The 17518-nt window shown below is 64.6% G+C and carries 10 protein-coding genes; 3 read left to right on the top strand and 7 right to left on the bottom strand.

Going from position 1 to position 17518, the window contains the following annotated elements:
- Window positions 1–14: 14 nt before the first annotated feature.
- Both CH291_RS15620 and CH291_RS15615 read left to right on the top strand, forming a co-directional pair.
- On the top strand, window positions 15–1655 hold the full coding sequence (locus CH291_RS15620) for a GMC oxidoreductase (protein ID WP_094641135.1): 1641 nt from the start codon (window positions 15–17) through the stop codon (window positions 1653–1655).
- A 45-nt stretch (window positions 1656–1700) separates the two neighbouring features.
- Entirely contained in the window at window positions 1701–2042 is a 342-nt protein-coding gene (locus CH291_RS15615) for a hypothetical protein (protein WP_094687960.1), read from the top strand.
- Between the two features lie 9 nt (window positions 2043–2051).
- Here CH291_RS15615 and CH291_RS15610 read toward each other — a convergent pair whose 3' ends face one another.
- A complete protein-coding gene (locus CH291_RS15610; RefSeq protein ID WP_094687959.1) occupies window positions 2052–3665 on the bottom strand; it encodes an alkaline phosphatase D family protein in 1614 nt (537 codons plus the stop codon).
- A gap of 121 nt (window positions 3666–3786) precedes the next feature.
- Here CH291_RS15610 and CH291_RS15605 point away from each other — a divergent pair, with 121 nt between their 5' ends.
- Window positions 3787–4206 (top strand): VOC family protein, encoded by a 420-nt coding sequence (locus CH291_RS15605; RefSeq protein WP_094668733.1) that lies wholly within the window; start codon window positions 3787–3789, stop codon window positions 4204–4206.
- Window positions 4207–4361: 155 nt separating this feature from the next.
- On the opposite strand, the gene CH291_RS15600 is transcribed toward CH291_RS15605, so the two are convergent.
- The 6 genes from CH291_RS15600 to CH291_RS15575 all read right to left on the bottom strand — a co-directional run bounded on the left by CH291_RS15600 (window position 4362) and on the right by CH291_RS15575 (window position 17469).
- Window positions 4362–4751, bottom strand: coding sequence for a VOC family protein (locus CH291_RS15600; protein WP_094641133.1), 390 nt, complete (start codon window positions 4749–4751; stop codon window positions 4362–4364).
- A 199-nt stretch (window positions 4752–4950) separates the two neighbouring features.
- Window positions 4951–8907 carry a DNA-directed RNA polymerase subunit beta' gene (locus tag CH291_RS15595; protein WP_094687958.1) on the bottom strand — a complete coding sequence of 1319 codons (3957 nt, stop codon included), beginning with the start codon at window positions 8905–8907 and terminating at the stop codon, window positions 4951–4953.
- A 96-nt stretch (window positions 8908–9003) separates the two neighbouring features.
- A complete protein-coding gene (rpoB, locus tag CH291_RS15590; protein ID WP_094687957.1) occupies window positions 9004–12510 on the bottom strand; it encodes a DNA-directed RNA polymerase subunit beta in 3507 nt (1168 codons plus the stop codon).
- Window positions 12511–13024: 514 nt separating this feature from the next.
- Window positions 13025–15601, bottom strand: a complete 2577-nt coding sequence (locus tag CH291_RS15585; protein ID WP_094688094.1) for an aminotransferase class III-fold pyridoxal phosphate-dependent enzyme — start codon at window positions 15599–15601, stop codon at window positions 13025–13027.
- 214 nt (window positions 15602–15815) lie between these two features.
- Entirely contained in the window at window positions 15816–16718 is a 903-nt protein-coding gene (locus CH291_RS15580) for a hypothetical protein (protein WP_094687956.1), read from the bottom strand.
- 58 nt (window positions 16719–16776) lie between these two features.
- Complete coding sequence (locus tag CH291_RS15575; RefSeq protein WP_094687955.1) at window positions 16777–17469, bottom strand: hypothetical protein; 693 nt, start codon at window positions 17467–17469, stop codon at window positions 16777–16779.
- Window positions 17470–17518 lie beyond the last annotated feature (49 nt).

Here is a 17518-nt window from a genome sequence, read left to right as displayed (position 1 = left end):
TAGGGGGACTTTCCGTGAACCGAAGGCAACTGCTGCGGTTGGCCGCTGCCGGAATGCTCGGCGCTGCCGCCGCTCCGGTCCTGAACTCGGCCGCAATGCCGGGCTCCGCCACAGCAGGCGCGCTGCCGATCGGTGCCGAAGGCATCCGAGCACTGGTTCCCGAGCTGTTCGCCGACCCCCCGCGCCCACCGGACCACTCACCCGTGATCGTCATCGGCTCCGGCTTCGGTGCCAGCGCCGCCGCCCTCCGCATGGCGCAGGCCGGCACCCAGGTCACCGTCCTCGAACGCGGACTGCGCTGGCCACGTGATCCGTGGCGCGAGATCTTCACCGCCGATATGACCGCCGACGGACGCGGACTGTGGCAGCAGAGCTCGTTCACCAACATCACCGGCATGCCCGTCGGGCCGGTCGACCTGTTCGGCGGCGTCCTCGACACCACCCGCTACGAGAACCTCTCCGTCTGGCGCGGCGCTGCCGTCGGCGGCGGCTCGATCGTCTACACCGGCGTCACCATCGCCCCCGACAAGAAGTTCTTCGACCTCTCCTTCGGCCGACGACTGAACTACGACGAGATGGCCGCCACCTGGTACCCCAAGGCGCGCTCGATGCTCCGGCCGTCGGCGATGCCCGAGGACGTCTACAACAGCCCGAACTTCGCACACTCACGCACCTGGGACGACCACGCCAGGCGGGCCGGCTTCACCCCGCAGGCAGTGGACGGCAACTGGAACTGGAACGTCGTCCGCGACGAGATCGGCGGCCGCTCGAGGCCGTCCGCGACCGTCGGCGCGAGCACCTTCGGCAACTCCAACGGTGCCAAGCACGACCTGACCCAGAACTACATCCCCCAGGCCGAGGCCACCGGCAACGCGACGGTATGTCACAGCCATCGCGTCGCGGCGATCGGCACAGAATCCGGCGGGCGCTACCGCGTCGAGATCGAACGCCTCGACCCGTTCGGCACCGTACTCGAGACACGCACACTCACCTGCGACACCCTCGTCCTCGGAGCGGGGTCCATCGGCACCACCGAGCTGCTGATGCGCGCCCGCACCACCGGTGCGCTGGCGAACCTCAACGAATTCGTCGGCACCGGATGGGGCACCAACGGCGACGCGTCGATGACGCGGTCACTGGGGCCGATGTCGGCCGGGCCGCAGGGTGCGCCGTGCGCATCCCGCATCGTCGACGACTCAGGACTGCCACTGACCGTCGAGAACTGGTACGTGCCGGGCGTTCCGGTGAATCTCGGTTTCATCGGCTCCCTCGGCATGACCATCGACCCCCTGCGTGGAAACTTCGGATTCGATTCCGCCACAGACACATTGACCCTCAACTGGCCGAAGGGGGGCAGCCGCGACACCGTGGAAGCCCTGCGCGCAGTGCAGAATCGGATGGCTCAGGCCGGCGGTACCGTCGTCGCAGCCGAACCGTTCACCCGCGATGTCGACGACACCTTCACCGCCCACCCACTCGGCGGCGCGGTACTGGGCGACGCCACCGACAACTACGGGCGGGTGAAGGGTCACCCCGGGCTCTACGTCGTCGACGGTGCTTTGATCCCCGGTAGCACCGGAGCCGCCAACCCGTCGCTCACCATCACCGCGTTGGCCGAACGCAACGTCGCGCAGATCATCGCCGACGGTCGCTGACCGTCCGAAGTGGGTAGACCCGCGCCGAACGGGTAGCCCACAGGTATGCCCGTCAACGACCCGACCGAACGCACCATCGCCGACCGCGACGTCGAAAAGCGCTGGAACGACCCCGGTGCCCGCCGTAAGGCTGCGGGATACTGCTCCGGCGTCGTGGCGGTGGCGGCGGCCCTGACCGCGGTGTTCCTGATCGTCGACCGCACCAGTCCTGTGTTGGCCGCGTCGGTGCCTGCGGTGTGCTTCCTCGGCGGGATCGGAGCTCTGACGTTGGGATACAAGTCCTACCGAGCCGGTGGCACGTGGCCGATCTGGCAGGGCGCGGCATGGTTCCTGTTCACCGTGATGCTGCTCGGTCTTGCGATGCCGATGTTCGCCATTCGTCAGTGACCGTCGGCGTCAACCCAACTGAATCTCGGGGCGGCCTTCGGGGACGGTGACGGTTGCGGCGGTGCGAACCGGCCTGCCCGGCGTCGACACCGCATCGAGAACCCTCACTTCCGAATGCCATTCGGTGTTCGTCAGCGTGCTGCGGAGATAGCCGCGGCGAGCATTGCCGTACTTGACGTGCGGTGAGGCCTCGGCGATGGCCGCCCCGGCGGCGTCGACATCGGCACCGTCCTTGCCCGACGCGATCGACGTGGCCGCGATCTCCACACCTTGGATCGGCGACACCTGATCCTGGTAGTCGCGTCGCAGTTCGGAGACGATCGTGCGATGAATGTCGCCGACGATCGACGCGACGTTCTTCGCGCCACGATCCCTGGCTCCGTCCAGAATTCGGTGCCGAGACGCCTCGTATCCGCTCCACGGATCCATCCCGACCTTGCGATCGCTACCGAGCCCACGAGCCAAGTCCGAGATGACCGTCTGATGCGCCAGGAAGTTCCACGTCGACGGCGATGCGAACCCGTCGAGAATCCACTTCTCCTGCGCTGCACCGGTTATGGTGCGCGACGGATCGGCCGTCTCCGCGTCCTGCGCATGCTCGCCGTCCCCGTGCGCCTGATCGCTGCGGTACTGCCGCGTGTCCAGTACCGAGAAGTCCACCAGATCGCCGAACGAGAACCGGCGATAGACCGTCATGTCCGGGCCGACGGGCTTCAGGTTCGACCGAACCGGAGTGTTCTCCCACCACGCCTTGAACGCATCGGCTCTGCGCAACAGGAACTCTCGCGGATCGTCGTCGTCCTGACTGATCTGCGAGGCCCAGTTGTTGTCCACCTCGTGATCGTCGAACGTCGAGACGAACGGTGCCGACGCATGGGCCGCGGCGAGGTTCTCGTCCGCCTTGTACAACGCATACCGGTCTCGATAGTCGTTGAGTACCATGGTCTCTCGGGCAGCCGACTCGGTACGCGGCTCACCCTTGCGAGCACCCTCGTCCTTGATCGCGTACTCGTAGATGTAGTCGCCCAGAAAGAACACCACATCGAGATTCGACGCCGCCAGGTCCTGGTACGCGCCGAAGTAGCCGTCCTCCCATTTCTGGCACGACGCCCACGCGAAATCGAGCCTGCTCAACGGTTGGCCCAGCGCCGGTGCGGTTTTGGTGCGGCCGACCGAGCTGGAGTGCGGTCCGACAAGGAACCGATAGAAGTATTCGCGAGCAGGCTCCAGCCCTCGGACGTCGACGTGAATCGACCAGCCGTCGAACTCGGTGGCAAGCTCGACGCCCTCGCGGGTGATGTTCACGAATCGTTCGTCCGCGGCGATCTGCCACCGCACCGGCACGACGCCAGGCGTCATTCCGCCCAGTGGCGCAAAGGGATCGGTAGCGAGTCTGGTCCACAGCACCACCGAATCGGGCAGTGGATCGCCGGATGCCACGCCGAGGCGGAACGGGTAATCGGGCGTCACCACGGACTGGGCCTGCGCCGTGGTTCCCGCGAGTCCCGGAGTGAACGCCAACGCCCCCACCAGCGCACTCCACGTCAGAAACTGTCGACGTGTGGCCCCCGCTCGCATGGAGATGTCCGAACCGAACCGTATCTCGTTACCCCGTCTCACCATCCTTCGAGGCTGTCGCGCCCGAACGAACTGTGCGCGTCGTCGATCGAAAGGGCACATGAACACGAAATTTCCATTCGATTCAGGACCTGAGTCGTCCGCAATCACGGCAAAACTCGAACGCATGACGAACACCGACCGCACAGGATCCCAAATCGACCACCTCAACATCGGCGTCGCCGATCTCGACGCCAGCGCCGAGTTCTACGGCGCTGTATTGAAACCACTGGGGATCAGCGAGATCATGCGGGTACCGCACACCCCCGAGGCGAACCAACTCGCCATGATCGCGTTCGGCTGGGCGCAGGTGAAGCCCTTCTTCTGGATCGTCGACGCACCGGGTTCGGCCATCGGACCGCACACCCATCTCGCCTTCAGCGCCCCGGATCGCGCCACCGTCGATGCCTTCCACGCCGCGGCACTCTCGGCAGGAGCGATCGAGCTCAGGCCTCCAGGGCTGCAGCCGGAATACCACGCCACGTACTACGGATCATTCGTCCGCGATCTCAACGGCATCGACCTCGAAGCCGTCTGCCATCACTGATGATTCGACGAACGCGTTCTCAGTCGGTCAGCTACTGCCGAACATCGGCGGCAGGACGGGCAGCGGTGAGACAGGATATGCAGCAACATCCATGACAACAGTGCCGTCGCAGTAGCCGCCGTAGATCGTGGTGGTCCACCCGCCCGGTGTGCGATTCAGGCCTGAACCACCCACACCATGTTGCCGTCGGGATCACGCAGCACGAACATGGGCGGCGCACCGTCCTCCGTCCCGGACATTGCGTCCATGTCGACACCGCCGATCGCGGCCAGCCGCGCATGTTCCGCCTCGACGTCGGGGGTTTCCACACCGATCGAGGACCCGCCGGGCGAGTCACCCATCGGCGGATTCAAGGCCAGACGTGCCGTCGAACCGGGCGGGGCCACCTCGACCCACCGATACTCGCCCTCGGGGCCGAAACGCGTATCGTCGCGCAGCTCGAAACCGAGCACGCGTGAATAGAACTCGAGAGCGGCATCCTGGTCTGCGACGGTGAACATGGCCACGCCGATGTTCACGATGGTGCTGGGGGTTTGGTTGGTCATGCCGGTACCGACTCGAGGCGCATCGAAAACTCACCGCGCACCCCAGATATACAACAAAGCCCCGCATCGACCGAAGTCGATGCGGGGCTTTGTCTGCTGGCTCTGTCGTCGTGAACGAAAACTCGTAGTGGGCTACGAGGCAGGAGCGGACCCTGCGAAGCGACCCAAAACTCAGCCGTGCACGTGCGACGAAGTCGCTCTAGCGGTATTCGTTGGAGAAACCGTAGTCGTCGAGCGGCACTGCAGCGCCGGTTCCCTGGCCGAAGCCGTCCGGGCTGTAGTACTGATCGTCGTACGACGGCACCGCGTATGCGGCGGCACGCGCCTCTTCGGTCGGCTGCACCGTGATGTTCCGGTACCGGTTGATGCCGGTACCAGCCGGGATGAGCTTACCGATGATGACGTTCTCCTTGAGACCTATGAGCTTGTCGCTGCGGCAGTTGATCGCCGCATCGGTGAGCACACGAGTGGTCTCCTGGAAGGACGCAGCCGACAACCACGAGTCGGTGGCCAGCGACGCCTTGGTGATACCCATCAGGACCGGACGTCCGGCTGCGGGCTCGCCACCCTCGGAGACGACACGACGGTTGCTCGACTCGAATTCGCTGCGCTCGGTGAGTGAACCGGGCAGGAATTCGGTGGAGCCGCTGTCGATGATCGTCACGCGACGGAGCATCTGGCGAACGATCGTCTCGATGTGCTTGTCGTGAATCGACACACCCTGCGACCGGTACACCTCCTGGACCTCGTTGACGAGGTGGATCTGAACCTGGCGAGGACCCATCACGCGCAGCACCTCGTGCGGATCGGCAGCACCTTCCATGAGCTGCTGGCCGACCTCGACGTGGTCACCGTCCGCCAGAAGGCGCTCGGTGCCGTCGTCGTGCTTGAAGACGCGCAGACGCTGACGCTTCGAGAGCTTGTCGTAGACAACTTCTTCGCCGCCGTCGTCCGGGACGATGGTGATCTTGTAGAAACGATCGCCGTCCTCGAGCTGGATGCGTCCCGACACGTCCGCGATCGGAGCCTTGCCCTTCGGCACACGTGCCTCGAACAGCTCCTGCACGCGAGGCAGACCACCGGTGATGTCATCTCCGGCGACACCACCCTGGTGGAAGGTACGCATGGTCAGCTGGGTTCCGGGCTCACCGATGGACTGTGCGGCAACGATACCGACGGCCTCACCGATGTCGACCAGCTTGCCGGTGGCCATCGAGCGGCCGTAGCAGGTGGCGCAGACGCCAGTACCGGTGGTGCAGGTGAGCACCGAGCGAACCTTGACCGACGTGATGCCCGCAGCGAGCAGCGCGTCGATGGCCGGGTCACCGAGATCGTGTCCGCGAGCGACGATGACCGTGCCGTTCTCGTCGACAGCGTCGTTCGCCAAGGTGCGGGCGTACGTGCTGGTCTCGACGTGAGCGTCGCGGATCATCTTGCCGTCGGCGGTCTTCTCGGCGATCGTCGTGACGATGCCGCGCTCGGTGCCACAGTCGGTTTCCCGAACGATGACATCCTGCGAGACGTCGACCAGACGACGCGTCAGGTAGCCCGAGTCGGCGGTACGAAGCGCCGTGTCGGCCAGACCCTTACGAGCGCCGTGCGTGTTGATGAAGTACTCGAGAACCGTCAGGCCTTCCTTGAAGGAAGACTTGATCGGACGCGGGATGAACTCACCCTTCGGGTTCGTCACCAAGCCCTTCATGCCGGCGAGCGAGCGAACCTGAGTCATGTTTCCGGCTGCGCCGGACTTCACGATCATCGGGATCGGGTTGTCGTCGGGGAAGTGCGCCTCCATGGCCTTACCGACCTGCTCGGTCGCGTCCTGCCAGATCTTGACCAGTGCGGAGTTGCGCTCGACCTTGTCGAGTGCGCCGCGCTGGTACTTCTTCTCGATCTGATCGGCCTGAGCCTCGAAGGTCTCCATGATCTGCGGCTTCTCCGGCGGCACGAGGACGTCGGAGATCGAGATGGTGACACCCGAACGCGTGGCCCAGTAGAAGCCGGCGTCCTTGAGCTTGTCGACGGTCTGCGCGACGACGATCATCGGGTAACGCTCGGCGAGATCGTTGATGATGGTCGACTGACGCTTCTTCGGCATCTGCTCGTTGACGAACGGGTAGTCCGCCGGAAGCAGCTCGTTGAAGAGCACGCGTCCCAAAGTGGTCTGCGCGGTCCATGCATCGCCGCGGTTCCAGCCGTTCGGGAACAGCTCGTTCTCGATGTCACGCGGCGGGCGCTGCGTGGTGAGACGAACCCGAATCTGCGACTGCACCGTGAGCGATCCACGATCGACGGCCATCTGAGCCTCGGCCGGGGAGGAGTACGCCCCGAACTCGGCCGTGTCGGTCTTGGCGTCGGCGCGCTCGCCGACAGCACCGGCATCCAGACGCGTCAGGTGGTACAGACCCGTCACCATGTCCAGACGCGGCATGGCGAGCGGACGGCCCGATGCCGGCGAAAGGATGTTGTTCGACGACAGCATCAGCACGCGCGCCTCGGCCTGAGCCTCGGCGGACAGCGGGAGGTGGACAGCCATCTGGTCACCGTCGAAGTCGGCGTTGAACGCCTCACACACGAGCGGGTGCAGCTGGATGGCCTTGCCCTCGACGAGCTGCGGCTCGAACGCCTGGATGCCCAACCGGTGCAGGGTGGGTGCACGGTTCAGCAGCACGGGGTGCTCGGCGATGACCTCTTCGAGAACGTCCCACACCTGCGGACGCTGACGCTCGACCATGCGCTTGGCCGACTTGATGTTCTGCGCGTGGTTCAGATCCACCAGACGCTTCATCACGAACGGCTTGAACAGCTCGAGAGCCATCAGCTTCGGCAGACCACACTGGTGCAGCTTGAGCTGCGGGCCGACGACGATGACCGAACGGCCCGAGTAGTCGACGCGCTTGCCGAGGAGGTTCTGACGGAAACGACCCTGCTTGCCCTTGAGCAAGTCGGACAGCGACTTGAGCGGACGGTTACCCGGTCCGGTGACCGGACGTCCACGACGGCCGTTGTCGAACAGGGCGTCGACCGACTCCTGCAGCATCCGCTTCTCGTTGTTGACGATGATCTCGGGAGCACCGAGATCGATCAGACGCTTGAGGCGGTTGTTGCGGTTGATGACGCGGCGGTACAGATCGTTGAGGTCGGACGTCGCGAAACGTCCACCGTCGAGCTGCACCATCGGACGAAGCTCCGGCGGGATGACCGGGACAGCGTCCAGGACCATGCCCATCGGGGAGTTACGGCCGGCCTGGAACGCAGCGACGACCTTCAGACGCTTGAGCGCGCGCAGCTTCTTCTGACCCTTGCCACTGCGGATGGTCTCGCGAAGAGACTCCGCCTCGGCGTCGATGTCGAAGGTCTGCATGAGCTTCTGGATCGACTCGGCACCCATGGCACCGGTGAAGTACTCGCCGTACCGGTCGATGAGCTCGCGGTAGACGAGCTCATCGACGATGAGCTGCTTGGGAGCGAGCTTGGTGAACGTGGTCCAGATCTCTTCGAGACGATCGAGCTCACGCTGCGCGCGGTCACGGAGCTGACGCATCTCGCGCTCGCCGCCGTCCTTGACCTTGCGGCGCACGTCGGACTTGGCACCCTCGGCTTCGAGCTCGGCGATGTCGGCTTCGAGCTTCTGCGCACGAGCCTCGAGATCGGCGTCGCGCTGGTCTGCGACGGCCTTCTTCTCGACCTCCATCTCGGCCTCGAGCGTCGAGAGCTCGTTGTGACGGAGCTCGTCGTCGACCGTGGTGATGACGTAGGCAGCGAAGTAGATGATCTTCTCGAGATCCTTCGGAGCCAGGTCGAGCAGGTAGCCCAGACGCGACGGCACACCCTTGAAGTACCAGATGTGCGTGACCGGAGCAGCCAGTTCGATGTGGCCCATGCGCTCACGACGCACCTTGGCGCGAGTGACCTCGACGCCACAACGCTCACAGATGATGCCCTTGAAGCGGACGCGCTTGTACTTGCCGCAGTAGCACTCCCAGTCCCGAGTGGGGCCGAAGATCTTCTCGCAGAAGAGGCCGTCCTTCTCGGGCTTGAGCGTGCGGTAGTTGATGGTCTCCGGCTTCTTGACCTCGCCGTAGGACCACTGACGGATGTCGTCCGCAGTGGCAAGGCCAATGCGAAGTTCATCGAAGAAGTTGACGTCGAGCACGTAACTTCCTTTCCCCGTTATGGGTGTTGTGCTGGAAGAGCAAATGAGAGAAACGCCTGCCGGATCCGCACTGGGCGGATCCGGCAGACCACAGAACTACTGAGCGAGGTCGTCGACCGTGGCAGCTTCGTTGCGGGAGAGATTGATTCCCAGGTTGGCTGCGGCACGCTCGAGGTCTTCGTCGTCACCGTCGGCCATCGTGATGGCTGCGCCGTCCGAGGACAGCACCTCCACGTTGAGGCACAGCGACTGGAGCTCCTTGAGGAGCACCTTGAAGGACTCGGGGATACCGGGCTCGGGGATGTTCTCGCCCTTGACGATTGCCTCGTACACCTTCACGCGGCCGACAACGTCGTCCGACTTGATGGTGAGAAGCTCCTGCAGCGTGTACGCGGCACCGTAGGCCTGCATGGCCCAGCACTCCATCTCACCGAAGCGCTGTCCACCGAACTGAGCCTTACCACCGAGGGGCTGCTGCGTGATCATCGAGTACGGCCCGGTCGAACGAGCGTGGATCTTGTCGTCGACCAAGTGGTGCAGCTTGATGATGTACATGTAGCCCACCGACACCGGGTACGGGAACGGCTCGCCGGAGCGGCCGTCGAACAACGTGGCCTTTCCGTCGGATCCGACCATCTGCTCACCGTCGCGGTTGGGAATCGTGCTCTCCAGCAGGCCGGCGAGCTGATTCTCCTTGGCACCGTCGAACACCGGGGTGGCGATGTTGCTGTCGGCCGGAGCCGCCAACATCTCCTCGGGCAGACGCTCGGCCCAATCGGGCTTCGTGCCGTCCGCGGCGATCTGCACGTTCCAACCGGTCTTGCCGATCCAACCCAGGTGGGTTTCGAGGACCTGACCGATGTTCATACGACGCGGAACACCGTGGGTGTTGAGGATGATGTCGATCGGGGTGCCGTCGGGCAGGAACGGCATGTCCTCCTGCGGGAGGATCTTGCCGATGACGCCCTTGTTGCCGTGACGGCCGGCGAGCTTGTCGCCGTCCTGGATCTTGCGCTTCTGAGCCACGTAGACGCGGACCAGCTCGTTGACGCCGGGAGGCAGATCGTCGTCGTCGTCGCGCGAGAAGACGCGGATGCCGATGACCTTTCCGTTCTCGCCGTGCGGAACCTTGAGCGAGGTGTCGCGAACTTCGCGAGCCTTCTCACCGAAGATGGCGCGCAGCAGGCGCTCCTCGGGGGTCAGCTCGGTCTCGCCCTTCGGCGTGACCTTTCCGACCAACACGTCGCCGTCACGAACCTCGGCACCGATACGGATGATGCCGCGCTCGTCGAGGTCTGCGAGGACCTCGTCGGAGACGTTCGGGATGTCGCGAGTGATCTCCTCGGCACCGAGCTTGGTGTCGCGAGCATCGATCTCGTGCTCCTCGATGTGGATCGAGGTGAGAACGTCCTCTTCCACGAGGCGCTGAGACAGGATGATCGCGTCCTCGTAGTTGTGGCCCTCCCACGGCATGATCGCCAGCAGCAAGTTCTTGCCGAGTGCCATCTCACCGTTCTCGGTGCAGGGGCCGTCGGCGAGGACCTGGCCGGTCTCGACGCGCTGTCCCTCGTCCACGATCGGACGCTGGTTGGCGCAGGTGCCCTGGTTGGAGCGCGCGAACTTACGCATCCGGTAGGTCTTGCGGGTTCCGTCGTCGGCCATGACCGTGACGTAATCGGCGGAGACCTCTTCGACGACACCGGTCTTCTCGGTGATGACGACGTCACCGGCGTCGACAGCTGCACGCAGCTCCATGCCGGTTCCGACGATCGGCGACTCGCTGCGAACCAGCGGGACGGCCTGACGCTGCATGTTCGCGCCCATCAGGGCACGGTTGGCATCGTCGTGCTCGAGGAACGGGATCATCGCGGTTGCGACGGACACCATCTGGCGCGGCGAGACGTCCATGTAGTCGATGTCGTCGGACGAGACGAACTCGACCTCTCCACCCTTACGACGGACGAGAATCTTGTCCTCGATGAAGTGACCCGAGTCGTCGACCGGAGAGTTCGCCTGCGCGAGCGTGTGGCGATCCTCCTCGTCGGCGGTCAGGTAATCGACATCGTCGGTGACCTTGCCGTCGACGACCTTGCGGTACGGGGTCTCGATGAACCCGAACGGGTTGACGCGTGCGTACACCGAGAGCGATCCGATCAGGCCGATGTTCGGGCCTTCCGGGGTCTCGATGGGGCACATGCGGCCGTAGTGCGAGGGGTGCACGTCGCGGACCTCGAGGCCGGCGCGCTCACGAGAGAGACCGCCGGGTCCTAGTGCCGACAGGCGACGCTTGTGCGTCAGACCCGACAGCGGGTTGTTCTGGTCCATGAACTGCGAGAGCTGGGACGTTCCGAAGAACTCCTTGATCGCAGCGACGACGGGACGGATGTTGATCAGGGTCTGCGGCGTGATCGCCTCGACGTCCTGAGTCGTCATACGTTCGCGCACGACGCGCTCCATGCGGGACAGGCCCACGCGGATCTGGTTCTGGATGAGCTCTCCGACGGTACGCAGACGACGATTACCGAAGTGGTCGATGTCGTCGACCTCGACCGGAACCTCGACGCCGTCGGGTGCGGTCATCGAGGTCTCACCTGCGTGCAAACGCACCAGGTACTCGATGGTCGCGACGATGTCTTCCTCGGTGAGGGTCGACGCCACGATGGGCTGACCCGAGTTGAGGCCGAGCTTCTTGTTGATCTTGTAACGACCCACGCGAGCGAGGTCGTAGCGCTTGTCCTTGAAGAACAGGTTCTCCAGCAGGGTCTGCGCCGACTCCTTGGTCGGCGGCTCGCCCGGACGCAGCTTGCGGTAGATGTCGAGGAGCGCCTCGTCGGTACCGGCGGTGTTGTCCTTCTCCAGCGTGGCCATGAGGATCTCGGAGAAGCCGAAGCGCTCCGTGATCTGCTCGGTGGACCAGCCGAGAGCCTTCAGCAGCACCGTGACGGGCTGGCGACGCTTGCGGTCGATGCGGACACCGACGGTATCGCGCTTGTCGACGTCGAACTCGAGCCATGCACCGCGACCGGGGATGACCTTGACGCTGTGCAGGTCCTTCTCGGTGGTCTTGTCGATCGAGTGATCGAAGTAGACGCCCGGCGAACGCACCAGCTGCGAGACGACGACACGCTCGGTGCCGTTGATGATGAAGGTGCCCTTGTCGGTCATCATCGGGAAATCACCCATGAAGACCGTCTGGCTCTTGATCTCACCGGTGTTGTTGTTGATGAACTCGGCCGTGACGAACAGCGGAGCCGCGTACGTCATGTCCTTGTCCTTGCACTCATCGGTCGAGGCCTTGACCTCGTCGAATCGTGGGTCGGAGAAGGAGAGAGACATCGAGCCCGAGAAGTCCTCGATCGGAGAGAGCTCGGTCAGGATGTCCTCGAGTCCACCGGCGACACTGCTGTCTCCGCGGGCGGCGGCACGGTCACGCCAACTCTGCGCACCTACCAGCCATTCGAACGAATCCGTCTGTACATCGAGGAGACCGGGTACCTCCAACGGCTCGCGAATGTTCGCGAACGAAACCCTCCTCGGGGCTCCCGGTGTTCCGACAACTGCCTTGGTCTGGCTAGAGACTGCCAAGATGCGTCCTTCCAGCACCTCACGCGGGTCGCTCGTGCAGTGCGACCGCCGCTGTATCTGTTTGCTATATGTGGGGCGAATTTCGGCTGGTGCAACCAGACCGAATCCCCATCACAGCGGCCCGAAAACGTGCTTTCGGGTAACAGTGATCGAGAGGTGGACAGGAGGCAGCCAGCGCAACGTCCAAAGGTACCCCAAATGTGCGCACAGCGCAACGGGGGCATCAAAAGTAGCACCCGGGGTCCATTCACGCGCCGACTCGACGAAAGCGTGTCGCCTGCCGAACGCCCAAAACCACTGCGCTCATCAAACCACTGCGCTTCAGAACCCACTGGGGGTGCTCCTGACGACAAGAGTGAACCGTGCCGCCCCCTTCGTCAAGAGGTTCGGCCCGATCCGTTGTTCGTGATACCGCACTCGAACCAGTCGCGTCGATGGACCATTGCACCGCCGAGACGTATGCAATGGTCCATCGACGCAGTCGGGGGGCGGGCCGCCCGGCGGGGAACCGACGCGCCCCGCCCCCTGCCGTCTACCGGTCGCCCTCGCGCCACCGCGTGGCCTCGGCGAGCGCGAAACCGTGGACGTCCGCCAGCTCACCCAACCGCTCCACGCTGTCTCCGTCGAGGGTGGTGCCGATACTGCGCAGTCCGAACTCACCGGACAACGCGATCAGCATCGTCTCGGCCATGCAGGCGTACGTCAGCCCCGGAGCCAACCCGTAGGTCAACCCGAAATCCGAGCCCGACGGCACCCGCACGATGCCGCCGTCGAACACCGTCACGTCGGGCCGCTCACTGCGCACGTCCCGGCCGATGTTCGGCGGCTGCGCAACATCGCAGACGATGGCACCCTCCATCAGATCCGTCGGATCGATCAGCGCATGCGGCGCCGACGTCGCAGCGATGACGATCAACGAATCCTTCACCGCAGCAACAGGATCGGTGAAGAATTCGACGTGCCGCGACCTGATCAGATCGTCCAGATCACCGTCGACCGCGTGCGCGGAAGCGGCCAGATCTCCCGAACCCGCACCGGCCCGAGCGCTCGCCACCATCTCCTGCGCGGCCGCCCACAGCTTGGGCGCGATGACCGAACTCTCCCCCCGCCTACCGACCAGCACGATGCTGCCGACCTCACCGGCCAGCTGCATGCCGATGGTTCGCCCGATCGCGCCGGCGGCACCGAGAATCGTCACCCGAGCCCGCGCGACATCGATACCGCGTTCACGGCACACGCGTCGAACAGCCCGCAGACTCGCCGCAGCGGTGAACGTGTTGCCGGTGGTGATCGGTCGCGTCGTCGCGCCGAGGCCCAACCCGTTCCCGGTGATCACCGACGAATAACCGCCCAACCCGACCACCGTCGCACCGCGTGAGATCGCCAGTTCGACGGCACTGCCGACCACCCGCAGAGCCTGCTCGGTCGGCAGGTGCAGCAACTGCTCGGAGGTGTACGGCAGCCCGATCAGATCGCCGTGCGCCGTCGCCTCCTCACCCCCGACGACTCGGCCGCTGCCGATGACGAACGACGCAGGTTCGAGCTCGGACGTCGATGCCGCGAACCGCTCGAGCAGGTCCTGCCGCTCGCCGTGGTCGAACACCTCCAGCGCCGGATCGAACGCAGCGAAGAATCCGAGATCGAGTGGATGCGCGATGAACGCGAAGCGTCGATCGGCCGGTCGCACAGCGATATCGGGCGTCCGACCCGGGCGCAACGCCTCGAGCGCGGGCGGAGTGGCGACGGTCGGGCGGCCCAGCAGATGCCCGAACAATCCGTCCAGGTCCCCCACCGCCGCATAACCCAATGCCCGATCCAACGCCGCGACCAGCCGCGAGCACTGCACCGCCGACACCGTCAACGGTGGTTCGATCCGAATCACTCTGGTACCGAACAGAGTCGGAGCCACACGTATCCCCTCGACATCGAGCAAGTACGAGCAGATCACCACGGCCAGATTGTGTTGATCGGCAATCGACCCCAGCAACGACTGTCGCCCGACGAAGTTCACGTCCGCGGTGAGTTCCAGGCCCAGCAACAGTCCGCGACCGCGCACTGCGGTGACCACCGACGGATATTTCTCGGCCAGCACGGAGAGATCGTTCTTCAGCTGCCGCCCGAGAACGGCCACGTTCTGCACCAGAGCGCAGTCGTCTCGAGTCAACTCGTCGAGAACCGCGATACCGACCCGCGCGGCCAACGCGTTCCCCGCGAAGGTCGACGTGTGACGGAGCGCGAAACTCTCGTCCACCAACCTCGGCGCACACAACACCGCACCCACCGGCACGATCCCTCCCCCGAGCGCCTTGGCCACGGTGAGAATGTCCGGAACCACACCCTCGTGCTCGGCGGCGAACATCCTGCCGGTCCGGCCGAGCCCGGTCTGCACCTCGTCGAGAGCCATCAGCACCCCGTGCCGATCACAGATCTCCCGCACGCGACGCAGGTACCCGTCGGGTGGACACACCACCCCGCCCTCACCCTGAATCGGCTCCACCAGAAACACCGCATAGTGCCCGGGTGCCGCCGCCAGGGTCGCGTCGAGCGCGTCCGAATCACCGAACTCGATGTGATCGAATCCCTCGACCGGTGCACCGAAACCGCTCTGATACTTGATGTTTCCCGTCGCAGACAAAGCGCCCAGAGTCTTGCCGTGAAAACTGTTCCCGGTGGTCAGTACACCCAGCCGACCGGTGTGCGCTCGTGCGATCTTGAGCGCCACCTCGGTGGCCTCGGTACCACTGTTGACGAACGTCGTCCGCGTCAACCCGTCGGGTGCGATGCGCCCCAACCGATCTGCCAATTCACCCGCTGCCGTCAGCACCGACGGCTGCACGAAGATCGCCTCCCCGCTGCAGCGAACATCGTTGATCGCCTGCCAGATCGGAGTGGGGCCGTGGCCGAAGGGCAGCGCCCCATATGCGCCCGCGAAGTCCAGATAGCGACGACCCGCGGCGTCGAACAGAACCGTCCCGTCGCCCCGCACGTACTCGCGATCCAAGTTCAGCGCAGACAACAGCCGATACAGTTCGGGATTGACGTGCTCGGCAAAGCCCGAACGACCGGACCTGGATTCCAGCACGGAATAATCGATGGTTGTGTCAGTCATGACCAGCATGCTCCGTTTTCATCGGATCCACCCCTGGCTGTCGAGCGTCTATTGGTTGTCTCGAACAACCAGGGCTCGTCCCAAGCCAGGACGCAATCGCGATGGTAACTCGGTGGCCAGCCGGTGACAGACCGCCGAAAAGCGCACGAAAAAGCCCCGTCCGAGCAGGAATTCTGCGTCGAACGGGGCCGGATCGAGTGCTGTTGTGGCGCGCCTACTGATCGTCGATTGCCGACAGCTTCCAGGTGCCGTCGACCTTCTCCATGTTCACCGTCAACGGGCCCTCGGCACTACCCGATGCGACACCGTTCTGCGTGGCACTGATGTTCACGTTGGCGATCAGTTCCGCCATGCCGTCCTCCAGCCGCGAGACGCCGATATCGGTGACCATGGCTTCGGTTCCCGTATCCGTCTGTACCACGGCCGATTTGGTGGTTTCCGCGGTGGAGTTGAACTCGTCGAGCATCGACTGATTGAGCACCGCACGAGCGGCATCGAAATCGGCGTCGATCGTGGCGGCCTTGTACGTGTACAGGGTTTGCAGCGCGTCGGTCGCGGCCGAGGTGACTTCCTGCGTCGCCGCGGAATCCACCCAGGCTGCGTTGTCGATCGTGGCGAACGGCTTGAACGCGGCGACGGCAGCGAACGCACCGAGCACAACGGCGATGACCGCAACGACGATGACGTGCTTGTAGCCGATCCCCGACGCCGACCCGGCGGCAGAGTCGGTCGACGCGGAATCGGCTGCGGGCTCAGCGGTCACAGACTTGTCGGTTGCTGCCTTGTCGAGCACAGGCTTATCGGCAGCGGGCTTGTCGGTTGCCGACTTGTCGAGCACAGGCTTGTGGGCAGCGGGCTTGTCGGTTTCCGACTTCTCGACAGCTGGCTCGTCGAGTGCGGGCTTGTCGGCTGCGGGCTTGTCGGCTGCGGGCTTGTCCGATACGGGCTCGGTCGGCGGTGTCGTGGTGATCGCCGAAGTCTCGGTCGCAGCAGACGCCTCGGCACCGGTCGAGTCCGTGGCGGAGTTGGCAGCAGTCGGCTTCCCGGTCCCGGCCACCTTCCGGCGAACTTTGCTGGTGGTGGTGGGTGGAACGATCTTGCGACGCTGGGGAGGCACTACAGAACTCCTTCGAAACTCACTTCGGTACAGACGGAAAACACCAATGCCGGGTCTCTCAGTTGCCGCCGGCGTCGGGCTGGGGAGCCGGCGTCGCTTCCGCACTGGGATCGGCCGCATTCGGATCGACCGCATTCGGGTCGGCGGGGCCGCCCGGTTCGGTCGGAACAACGGGATTGGTGTTCGGGTTGTCGAGCGAGATCCGTGAACCGATGGGGTCGACCTTGTTGGTCTTCCACACCCCGTCGACCTCTTCCATGGCCAGACGCATCGTCAGCTTGCTGCGCTCGACGCGATCGGGCCAGGTGGTCGTCGTCGCAATGACGACAAGGGCGGTGGCGGTGTTCTCGTCCGTGCTCAGCTCGGTGAGCGTGCCGTGCAACACCTCGGCCTCGCTCTTGGCACCGGACTGGCGAACCTGATCGGTGATGCCCGAGCGAGTCTGCTCGAGGTCGTTGAGCATCAGGTCGCCGGTGATCGACGACTTCATGTTGTCGAACGACTGGTCGATGGCTGCTGCGTCGACCGTGTTCAGGTTGACGGCGGCCTGCTGAGCTCCGGTCAGCGCCGCGTCCCTGGTGTCCGCGGTGGGCTTCTGGCTCAGTAACGCATTGCCCCAGCCGTAACCGAAGAACACTGCCGCCGCGAGAGCGGCAACGGCGATCACCGTGACGACGGCCAACAGGATTTTCGCGGTCTTGGTGCGCCCTGGAGTCGCTGGGGACTTCAGGGCTTCGGTGCTCGAGTTCACACTTTCCACCCTACTACTCGGTAATATCCGGCCGAACCACTCTCGGCCC

Origin of the sequence: Rhodococcus sp. 14-1411-2a, from assembly GCF_002259485.1 — a bacterium.
In the GTDB taxonomy this organism is placed as follows: Bacteria; Actinomycetota; Actinomycetes; order Mycobacteriales; family Mycobacteriaceae; genus Rhodococcoides.
The sequence above is the reverse complement of the archived record's forward strand: the minus strand, read 5'-3'. Positions and strand labels throughout refer to the sequence as shown.